The following is a 9891-nucleotide window of genomic DNA, read 5'->3' as shown; positions in this document are numbered from 1 at the left end:
ATGGTGCGAAACTTCAGCTTGGCCATGCGATGCCCCTTGTTGAGAATGGTTCTCACCGTCCCCGGTCGGCCGCCGATTTGCTATTCGTCGTAAGCGTAAGATGGGCGTAAGCGACCGGAGTCGTTCTCCAGGGTCTTGTACCGTAGCAGAACGAGGGTTTCAAGAGGGATCGACGTGGGTGCAACCCATTGTCCTATAGGGAATAATCATAGAAATGTCGCCTCCTGCGTTCTAAAGGCATCTCAAGGGTACGCATGTCCAGATATCCGAAAATAGAGGTCAATTTAAGTGCCGCCGACATCGACCCCGATCAGCTGCATTTTGCCTGTCCCCCGATCCCGTTCGCCCGGCGCCGGCTGACCGCGCCGGCCGACTGCGCGCGGCGAAGGTAGCAGCCGCACCTTGTGGCCGCCATCCGAATTTGCCCGGACCCGTCCCGGTTCGCGGCCGCGGCTTGGTCCCGCCGCATTTGCCTCATGACAAAGCGGGCGCAAGACGCCACCTTTCCGGCCATGGCGCGGAACGACCGGAATGCCCACCGCCTCGTGGCCCAGAACCGTAAGGCGCGGCGCAACTATTTCATCGACGACTCCCTGGAGGCCGGGATCGTCCTGACCGGCACGGAGGTGAAGTCCCTGCGCGCCGGGAAGGGCAATATTGCCGAAGCCTACGCAAGGGACGACCGGGGCGAGCTGTTCCTGTTCAACAGCTACATCCCGGAATACCACGCCGGCAGCTACAACAACCACGAGCCGCGCCGGCCGCGCAAACTGCTCTTGCGAAAGCGCGAAATGGCCCGGCTGATCGCAGCTGTCCAGGAGAAGGGGCTCACGCTGGTTCCGCTGTCGGTCTATTTCAACGAACGCGGCGTCGCCAAGCTCGACCTCGGCTTGGCGCGCGGCAAGAAGCAGCACGACAAGCGCGAGACCGACAAGCGGCGCGACTGGCAACGCGAAAAGGCGCGGCTGATACGCGAGAAGGGGTAGGGCGGTTCGAGGGCCGGGGCGGGCCGCCCGGCTTCAGTCGAACATCGCGATACAGTCGATCTCGACATTCACGCCCTTGCGGTGGGGCGTGCCGCCGATGCAGGTGCGGGTGACCCGTTCGCCGGCCATGTACTCGGTGAAAGCCTCGTTGAACTTCGGGAAGTCCGCCGTATCGCGCAGGCAGACGCGCATGTTCACCACGTTGGCGAAAGTCGCGCCGGCCGCCGCCAGCACGCCCTGGAGATTGGTCAGGGTCTGGCGGGTCTGGACCTGGATGTCGTCGGACACGACCTGCTTCGTCTGCGGATCGAGCGGCCCCTGGCCGGAGACGAACAGCATGTCGCCCCAGCGGATGCCCTGGGCCAGCGGCGAGGCGGTCTTGCGGTCGGTGAAGCCGGTGGTCGGCGCGGTGGCCGAGGTGATGAATTCCTTGGGCATGGCGGTTCCCCCGGAGCGCCTATTCGGAAGGCGCAGGCATGACGTGGCCGCAGGCATCGCAGGTGCGGTGCGCCTCGACGTCGAAGAAATTGGCGTAGGCCTTCGACACCGGATCGAGCGCGTAGTCGACCACGACGAATTCCTCCTCGTGCAGGAAGGCGTCGCATTCCGGGCAGAACCACTGGAAGCGGTCGATCTCGCCGGGCCGGCGCTTGCGTTCCTGGACCAGGAGGAAGGCGTCGGGCGGGAAGCGCGGCGAATGCGGGATCAGCGGCGCGGTGTAGACCGCCTCGCCCGCCTTGAGGACCTGGATGTCCTCTTTCCCGTCCGGGTCGCGGTAGTGCAGGTTCATCTGCCCGGAGATCATGTACATGACCTCGGCGCTCGGGTTGATGTGGAACTCGCTGCGGTATTCGCGGCCGCGGGCGACGAAGAGCAGGGTTTCCGGCTCCTGCCACAGGACATGCACCCGCCTGCCGGTCTCGGCAAGCTCCCGGGAAATGGCGTGCAGATCGCCGACAGGCATGGGCAACATGGCGAACCCCCGTCCCGGTTGTCCCAGTCTCATGGTAGGCAGCGGACCGCCGTGCAGGCAAAGACTTTCTCGCCCCGGATTTTCCAACTCCAACCGGGTCCGCGACAGATCGGCGGCGATTCAGCGGCCGAACGGCAGTCCGGTGTAGTTTTCGGCGACGGTCTGCTGCCCGGCGGCGCTGCCCAGAACGTAATCCAGTTCGGCGCGCTGAACCCGACTGTCGAAGGCGCTCCGGTCCGGATAGCGGTGGAGCAGGGATGTCATCCACCAGGCGAAGCGCTGCGCCTTCCAGATCCGCCTGAGACAGGTGTCGGAATAGGCATCGAGGCGGTCGCGGCGACCGGTGCGGTAGAAGGCGTCGAAAGCCTCGGCGAGGACGCGCACATCGGCGACGGCCAGGTTCAGCCCCTTGGCAGCGGTCGGCGGCACGATATGGGCGGCATCGCCGGCGAGGAACAGGTTGCCCCAGCGCATCGGCTCGGCGACGAAACTGCGCAACGATGCGATGCTCTTGTCGGTCGACGGGCCGGTTTCCATGCCTTCCGAGGCCTCGGGGCCGAGCCGGCGCTGCAGTTCGGTCCAGATCCGGTCGTCGGACCACTCGCTCAGGTCTTCGTCGGGCGCGCATTGGAGATAGAGCCGGCTGACCCGGGGCGCGCGCATGCTGAACAGTGCGAAACCGCGAGCGCTGCAAGTGTAGATCAATTCGTCGGAAACCGGCTTGGTATCTGCAAGAATGCCGAGCCAGGAGAACGGATAGACTTGCTCGAACGTTTCGAGCCGGTCAGCCGGGATGCTGGCCCGGCTGACGCCGTGAAACCCGTCGCAGCCGGCGATGAAGTCGCAATCGACGCGATGTTCGGCGCCGTCATGGACGTAGCGCAGGGACGGCCGGTCGCTTTCGACATCGTGGAGCGATACGGGCGCGGCCTCGAAGACGATGCTGGCGTTTTCGGCGAGGCGCTTCGCGAACAGGTCCTTTTGAATCTGCGTCTGGCCGTAAACGGTAACGCAACTCCCGCCGGTGAGGGCCTTCATGTCGATCCGGTGGCGGCGGCCGTCGACCGCAATTTCGACACCCCCGTGCACAAGGCCCTCTCGCTGCAGCCGCTCGCCGACGCCGGCCGCGGTCAGCAGGTCGACCGTGCCCTGCTCCAGCACGCCGGCGCGGATCCGGCCCTCGACATAGGCCCGGCTGTGGCGCTCCAGAACGACCGATTCGACGCCGGCGTTGTGCAACAGCTGGGACAACAGCAGACCGGCCGGCCCGGAGCCGACGATGCCGACCTGGGTCCGGATCGCGCTCACCTGGTCTGTCCGGGTGGGTTCAGGCCGGGCCGGCCCAGGCCGGCGCCGTGGTGCGCCGCTTGCCGTCCAGGGTCCGTTTCACGCCGGGCTCGTCCAGCTCCTTGCGGTCCCACAGCTTGCAGGTCACCTGCTTGTGCTTCTGGTCGAGCCCTTCGCAATAGTTGGTGTATTCGCAGACCCGCACCTCGCCGCCGCAGCCGGCGCGCACCTTGAGGAAAAAGTCCGGATCGGCCAGGGCCTGCCGGGCGATGCCGACGATATCCGCCTTGCCTTCCTGCAGGATCCGTTCGCCCTTCTCGAATCCATGGATGCCGCCGGTAACGATGACCGGCGTCTCGAAACCGGCGTCGCGCACTGCCTTGCGGATCGCCGCGCCCGGTTCGACGTTGCGGCCGAACGGCCCGCGCTCGTCGGAAATATAGGCCGGCATGCATTCGTAGCCCGACCGGCCGGTATAGGGATAGGCCGACTCGCCGACATTGGGCTGCTTGGCGTCCTCGAACCGGCCGCCGCGGGACAGGGACAGGAAATCCATGCCGGCGCGGGCGAATTCGGCGGCATAGAAGCTGCTGTCCGGGACTTCCGAGCCGCCGTCGACGATATCCTCGGTGAGAAAGCGGCAGCCGACCGGGAAATCCTCGCCGACGACCTCCCGTACCCGGGCGAACGCCTCGAGCGGCAGGCGGACGCGGTTTTCCCTCGAGCCGCCATAGCCGTCATCGCGGTCGTTGGTCCGCGACAGGAAGGACGCCATCGTATAGGCGTGGGCATAGTGCAGCTCGACGCCGTCGATGCCGGCTTCCTGCGCCCGCCGGGCGGCGTCCGCGAACAGGTTCGGCAGCACCTTGGGCAGATCGCGGATATGCGGCACATGGGTATCGCCGACCCGTTCGCGGAAGCCCATGCGCAGGGATTCGAGCTGGCGTTCGTCGAGAATGCCGTCGAGTTCGGCGTCCGACAGCGCCTTGAGCGTTTCCCGGATATCAGCTTCCGGCGCGTCGGCCATGCCGAGCGCCGCCCGGATGTCGTCCGTCACGACGAGGAAGCGGTCGAGAAATTTCGCCGGATCCGGTCGGCGCCGGATCGCCAGGAAGTCGATGCACTGGATGAACAGGCGGGTCTGGCCTTCGCTTGCCCGTTGCACTGTCTGGGCGATTTCCCGGAGGCCGGGGATGTAGCGGTCGTGCCCGATGCGCAGGAGCGGGCCGGACGGGATATCGCGGATGCCGGTGGCTTCGATGACCAGGCCGCCGGGCTTGCCGCGGGCGAACTGCTCGTACCAGTCCAGCACATCGTCGGTGACCCAGCCTTCCTCGTTGGAGCGCCACGGCACCATGGCCGGCACCCAGGTGCGGCTCGTCAGGGTCAGCGGCCCGATCCGGATGGGACTGAACCACAGGGAGCGCGCCGCCTGCTCTTGCGTCGGCCAGGCGCCGGGCTCGGGCGCATACTTGATCCGTTCCGGCGGTTTCCACATCGCGTCGTCACTCCGGCCGCCGTTCGGCTTTCCCGGATATTCCTGCTCAGGAAAGGGCCGGCCCCAATTAGTTTAGGTCTAAATATTTTATATTTAAACTAAATTGCTGCAAGCCGCAACCAGGTACAGAACCGCGGCCAGGGTTGACGCTGGACGCAGACGAGCGTGTCCGGGTTTCCGCTACAGGGTAGAAATCAATTGCACCGCCCGCTCGCCGGTCCAGATCGCAGCTACGAGTACGCATGGCAGGGCGATCGCCCAGCGCACCACGACCGCGCCACGAGGCAGTCTCTTCGCGACGAGGAAAAGGAGAGGCCACAGGACCAGTACGATCAGGAGCTGGCCGGCTTCGATACCCAGGTTGAAGGCCAGCAGGCTCTGCCAGAGGTTCGGCGAATCGAGCTTCAATATCTCCCGCAGGACGAAGGAAAAACCGAGCCCGTGGAGCAGGCCGAGAAGCGCGGTGACGCCCGTCGTCAAACGGTGTCCGACAGAAGTCAGGGCGGCGACTGCGGCGTAAACGATCGACAGGGCGATGCCTGTCTCGACCAGCGGAACGAACCACGCGCCGCTGGGATAGTAGCCGAAGAATCCGAGGGTCAGCGTAACGCTGTGTCCGAGGGTGAATCCGGTCACCCGCCAGGCCAGGGATCCGAGCGCGGTCGCGCCGAGCACGAGGCAGACGACGAACAGCACATGGTCCAGACCTTCCAGGATGTGACGGACGCCTTCGACGACAAAGGTCCAGGCAGCCTCCAGGACTGATCTCGATACTATCACCGGCTTCGCGATCAGGCCGCGAATGCGGAATACCAGGGGCGGATCGGTTGCGTGATCCAGAATGAGGTTGGCGGTCTCGTCCTGCTTGGGAAGACCGGGATCGAGCTTGCTTCGGAGCGTATACTCGGTGTGCTTGCGGCCGGTCGGATAGATGAGTTCGGCATCGACGACCGTATCGCCGACATAGGTGACCTCGAACCCTTCCGCATAGACCGGCCCGGCGAGCGCGGCCTCGGCTTCCTCGAGACTCGCAAACGGCGGCTGGATCCGGGCGGGATAGGCGCGAATTCTTCCGGTCCTCGCCCGGAGCGTGCTGCCTGCCGCCTCCAGGACCAGGCCGTCGGCGAGACTGCGGGCGAGTCCGCCGGGCGCGCGCCGCAGCGCTTCGGCGTCCAGATAGTGAACCGGCTTGCCGTCCTCGATCCGGTTGATCGTATAGGGGGCCGGCGCGCGGACACCCTCGGTGTTTTCCGGACCGAGCTTGTCGGCGACGAGATAGGGCATGGGCAGCCGGATCAGGAGCCGCATCCGGCCCTGCTCGTGGACGACATGAACGACCCGGATATTGACGTTGAGGAGGAAGTGGGCCGCGGCGGGAGCGCTAACCCAGGCCAGGGCCGCCAGTATCGGCACGACGGCAAGAAAGGAAAGGGCGGCGGGGCGCAGCGCACCCCGCCTCGCGGTCAGCGACACGCGAACGCCCTTGGACGGTCAGGCTATTTCTTCTTCTTCGCCATCTCTGTGGCCATGTTGTTGGAGCCGAAATAGTAGACGTGGCCGGACTTGCCCTTGAGGTCCGCCTGCGAAATCTCGACGGACGCCGATTTGAGCATCGTGTGCTCGTGGGTCTTCGCCCACTCCGTCGCCGGCGTGAGGGTCGAGGTCACGAATGTGGTTTCCGGCACCAGGTAGTGATGAGGAATGGCAATCTTGGCGCCGCTTTTCGCGACCACGGAATCCGCCTGCTTGTAGTCCAGAATGTGCTTGGAGCCGTCTACCGGCACGAAAACCACATCGACCTTGCCGATCCGGTCCCAGACCTCTTTCGGCGGATTCGGGCGGTTATCGCCCCACATCAGGAATCTCATTCCGCCGGTTTCGATGACGTAGACCGTGTTGTCCATGTGCCGGAAGTTCGTGGGCGGACAGATATTGTCGCGGCCTTCGAACTGCTTCACCGCGTCCGTCCACGCGACGGTGCCCGGCGCGACGCACTGGTGCTTGTCGGCAATGCCGGTGATCTTCACGTCACCGAGCTGGAACGTGCCGGCCATGCGGTCGAGCAGCATGTTGGCTTCCAGGCGGCCGAGCGCGTCGTGGTCGAAATGCGCGTGGGTCGACATGCCGATGTCGACTTCCGCCTTGGGAAATTCCATGCGGTACCACAGCCCCCAGGCGCCCGAGGGATCGTTGCGCCAGGGGTCGACCATGATCCGGATCCCCTTCGGCGAGGTGATCTGGAACGCGGAATTGGAGAAGAAGGCGACTCCGACCTTGCCGCTGTCGGGTTGCACGCCGCCGGTGTTTTGCACCTTGATGATGCGGTTGTGGTTCTTGCCGGATTTCCAGGTGTCGAGCCCGGTCGTATTCGCGCCGACGGCGCCGATGCCGATGCCGGCGACCACGACCGCTGCAACCCCGCCGAATACCAGTTTTCTGCGCATGATGGCACTCCCCTAAGGTTGTTGTCGTTCCTGCAGGCAGCGCCGGAACGCCGCCCGCACCCTGTCGCAATACCAAGGAACAGGAACTGCCGGTAGGTGGGCTGACCATGGGGGGTATATGGGGAGAAAACCCATACCTAATTTTGGTTAGCTGCCGCCGCTTCGGGGCGGACCGGGCGATGCCGGAATGACGGCGCGCCAGGGCGATTCCGGGTACCGGAACGGCCCGGTCCCTGCCGCCGGCATTCACGGGCCTAGTCCCGGCGGGCGGACGCCTCTTCGAAGAACGACGCGAGATAGGTGCGCAGGTTGATCGGGGCGCCGCGTATGCCGATTTTTTTTCGGATATTGTTCCGGTGAAAGTCGACGGTGCTGGTCGCGATGCTGAGCATGTCGGCGATCATCTTGGTCGTCTTGCCCTGGATGACGAGCTTTGCCACTTCCAGTTCCGTCTGGGTCAATCTCGAATATCGCGCCGACAGATGCTTGCTCAGGGGGGACGTCAGTTCGCTGACGTTCGCCTCGAGTATTTCGACATAGGCCCGCGCCCGGGCGTCGTTTACGCGGCGTTTCAATCTGTCGAGATAGGGAAAGACCAGGTCGTTGACATTGGTGAGTATCTTCTCTTCCAGATCCGCCTTCGAATCCTCGATACGCTTGAGGAGTACCTTCAGTGCCGCATTCGCCTCCTCCAGTTCTGCCTCTCTCCTGCGAAGGGAGGCTTCTACCCTGCGCCGGGTCTCGACCTCGTTTCTCAACTCCTCGTTGACCGTTGCCAGGTCCCTCGTCCGGATCCTGACCCGCGACTCCAGCTCGTCGCGCGCCCGCTGCAGCTTTTGCTGGGCGGCCTTGCGCTCGCTCACTTCGATCAGATATTTGAGGTCGCTCTCGACGACGTCCCGGAATTCCGCGAGCAGGTTCGTATAGGTGATCGCCTGCTCGTTGGTCTGTATGTCGAGCACGCAAATCGTGCCGAAAATGGATCGGTCCGGCCACGCGATGGGCAGGCCCAGGTAAAACACCATTCCGTGCTTGAGGTCCGGATTCCGGTCCCACACCGGGTCCTGTATCGCGTCGCGCACCAGCAGCAGGCGACGGTCGCGCATCACGGCGTCGCAATACAAACCCGTATCGAGCGTGAAAGAATCGTCGACTTCGTAAGGATTCCCCGGATTTCCGCTCGTAACGAACACCCGGTGGTCCGGTGGATCCCGTTGCATGATAAGCCCGGCAGGGACATCGAGCAGACGAGCGAGAATGTCTACGATTCGCTGCCACTTGAGCAGCATGTCATCCGGTATCGGAGGCTTTTCCTGCACCCTGGGATTTCCGGAGCCCGACCGGTGTCATGGCATCTGGCAGGACCGTGGCGTATTGCCGGTGAATCGATCCACGGCGCTCCTGACCTTGCCCGACGTCGGAAAAGGTGTCAACTACGGCCGGCCTCAATTGCGGCTGCCGAAAGCACGCCTGACGTTGCGGCAGGCGGGATATTCCCGACGGGTCTCGACGAGCGCCATGTTCACCAGCTTCTTCCTCGAACTCCGCAAGGCCAATCTGCCGGTCAGCATGAAGGAGTACCTGCTGCTGCTCGAAGCGGTGAAGCAGGGGCTGGCCGACTACCGGGTCGACGATTTCTACTATCTGTCCCGCTCGGCGCTGGTGAAGGACGAGCGCAATCTCGACAAGTTCGACCGGGTATTCGGCCATGTCTTCAAGGGGCTGGAGATGCTGTCCGAGCTGTTCGATCCGGCCAACATCCCGGAAGACTGGCTGCGCAAGATGGCCGAGCTTCACCTGACCGAGGAGGAGAAGGCCGAGATCGAGGCCATGGGCGGCTGGGAAAAGCTCATGGAGGAGCTGAAGAAGCGCCTCGAAGAGCAGAAAGGCCGGCACCAGGGCGGTAACAAGTGGATCGGCACGGCCGGCAAGAGCCCCTACGGCGCCTACGGCTACAATCCCGAAGGCGTGCGCATCGGCCAGGACGGCAACCGCAACTTCTCGGCCGTCAAGGTCTGGGACAAGCGCGAGTTCCGCAATCTGGACGATTCGATCGAGCTCGGCACGCGCAACATCAAGATTGCCCTGCGCAAGCTGCGCCGCTTCGCCCGCGAAGGGGCGGCCGACGAGCTCGACCTGCCGGACACCATCCACTCCACCGCCAGGCAGGGCTGGCTCGACATCAAGATGGTGCCGGAGCGGCACAACGCCGTGAAGGTGCTGATCTTCTTCGACGTCGGCGGCTCGATGAGCCCGCACGTCAAGGTGTGCGAGGAGCTGTTCTCGGCCTGCAAGACCGAGTTCAAGCACCTGCAATACTATTACTTCCACAACTGCCTGTACGACTACGTCTGGGAGGACAACCGCCGGCGCAACAGCGACCCGATGCAGACCTGGGACATGCTCCACACCTACGGCAGCGACTACAAGGTGATCTTCGTCGGCGACGCCTCCATGAGCCCCTACGAGATCGCCATGCCGGGCGGCTCGGTCGAATACTGGAACGAGGAGGCCGGCGAGGTCTGGCTCAACCGGATTACCCAGACCTTCACCCATTGCGTCTGGCTCAACCCGGTGCCCCGGCGGCACTGGCAGTACACCCCCTCGATCGGCATGATCGGCGATATCTTCGAGCGCCGCATGTTCGAACTGACCCTCCAGGGTCTCGACGACGCGATCAAGGAACTGAGCCACTAGGGGCGG

Annotated in this window: 9 protein-coding genes; 2 read left to right on the top strand and 7 right to left on the bottom strand. The window is 64.3% G+C overall.

The window, feature by feature from the left end:
- The first annotated feature begins 512 nt into the window (after positions 1–512).
- The gene (smpB, locus tag OXM58_00415) at positions 513–986 is read left to right on the top strand and encodes an SsrA-binding protein SmpB (GenBank protein MDE0146810.1); all 474 of its coding nucleotides are present in this window, start codon (positions 513–515) and stop codon (positions 984–986) included.
- A 33-nt stretch (positions 987–1019) separates the two neighbouring features.
- Here smpB and OXM58_00410 read toward each other — a convergent pair whose 3' ends face one another.
- The 7 genes from OXM58_00410 to OXM58_00380 form a co-directional block, all read right to left on the bottom strand.
- On the bottom strand, positions 1020–1424 hold the full coding sequence (locus OXM58_00410; GenBank protein ID MDE0146809.1) for a Rid family hydrolase: 405 nt from the start codon (positions 1422–1424) through the stop codon (positions 1020–1022).
- A 19-nt stretch (positions 1425–1443) separates the two neighbouring features.
- Positions 1444–1959: a hypothetical protein gene (locus tag OXM58_00405; protein ID MDE0146808.1), complete on the bottom strand. Its 516-nt coding sequence runs from the start codon at positions 1957–1959 to the stop codon at positions 1444–1446.
- A gap of 120 nt (positions 1960–2079) precedes the next feature.
- Positions 2080–3258, bottom strand: coding sequence for a 4-hydroxybenzoate 3-monooxygenase (gene pobA / locus OXM58_00400; GenBank protein ID MDE0146807.1), 1179 nt, complete (start codon positions 3256–3258; stop codon positions 2080–2082).
- 28 nt (positions 3259–3286) lie between these two features.
- Positions 3287–4744 (bottom strand): NADH:flavin oxidoreductase, encoded by a 1458-nt coding sequence (locus tag OXM58_00395; GenBank protein MDE0146806.1) that lies wholly within the window; start codon positions 4742–4744, stop codon positions 3287–3289.
- Between the two features lie 180 nt (positions 4745–4924).
- Positions 4925–6217, bottom strand: coding sequence for a HupE/UreJ family protein (locus OXM58_00390; protein ID MDE0146805.1), 1293 nt, complete (start codon positions 6215–6217; stop codon positions 4925–4927).
- A gap of 23 nt (positions 6218–6240) precedes the next feature.
- Positions 6241–7188 (bottom strand): MBL fold metallo-hydrolase, encoded by a 948-nt coding sequence (locus OXM58_00385; GenBank protein ID MDE0146804.1) that lies wholly within the window; start codon positions 7186–7188, stop codon positions 6241–6243.
- Between the two features lie 254 nt (positions 7189–7442).
- A complete protein-coding gene (locus OXM58_00380) occupies positions 7443–8408 on the bottom strand; it encodes a LuxR C-terminal-related transcriptional regulator (protein ID MDE0146803.1) in 966 nt (321 codons plus the stop codon).
- A gap of 298 nt (positions 8409–8706) precedes the next feature.
- Here OXM58_00380 and OXM58_00375 point away from each other — a divergent pair, with 298 nt between their 5' ends.
- Positions 8707–9885, top strand: coding sequence for a VWA domain-containing protein (locus OXM58_00375; GenBank protein ID MDE0146802.1), 1179 nt, complete (start codon positions 8707–8709; stop codon positions 9883–9885).
- The last annotated feature ends 6 nt before the right edge of the window (positions 9886–9891 follow it).

It is taken from the genome of Rhodospirillaceae bacterium, from assembly GCA_028819475.1.
In the GTDB taxonomy this organism is placed as follows: Bacteria; Pseudomonadota; Alphaproteobacteria; order Bin65; family Bin65; genus Bin65.
The sequence above is the reverse complement of the archived record's forward strand: the minus strand, read 5'-3'. Positions and strand labels throughout refer to the sequence as shown.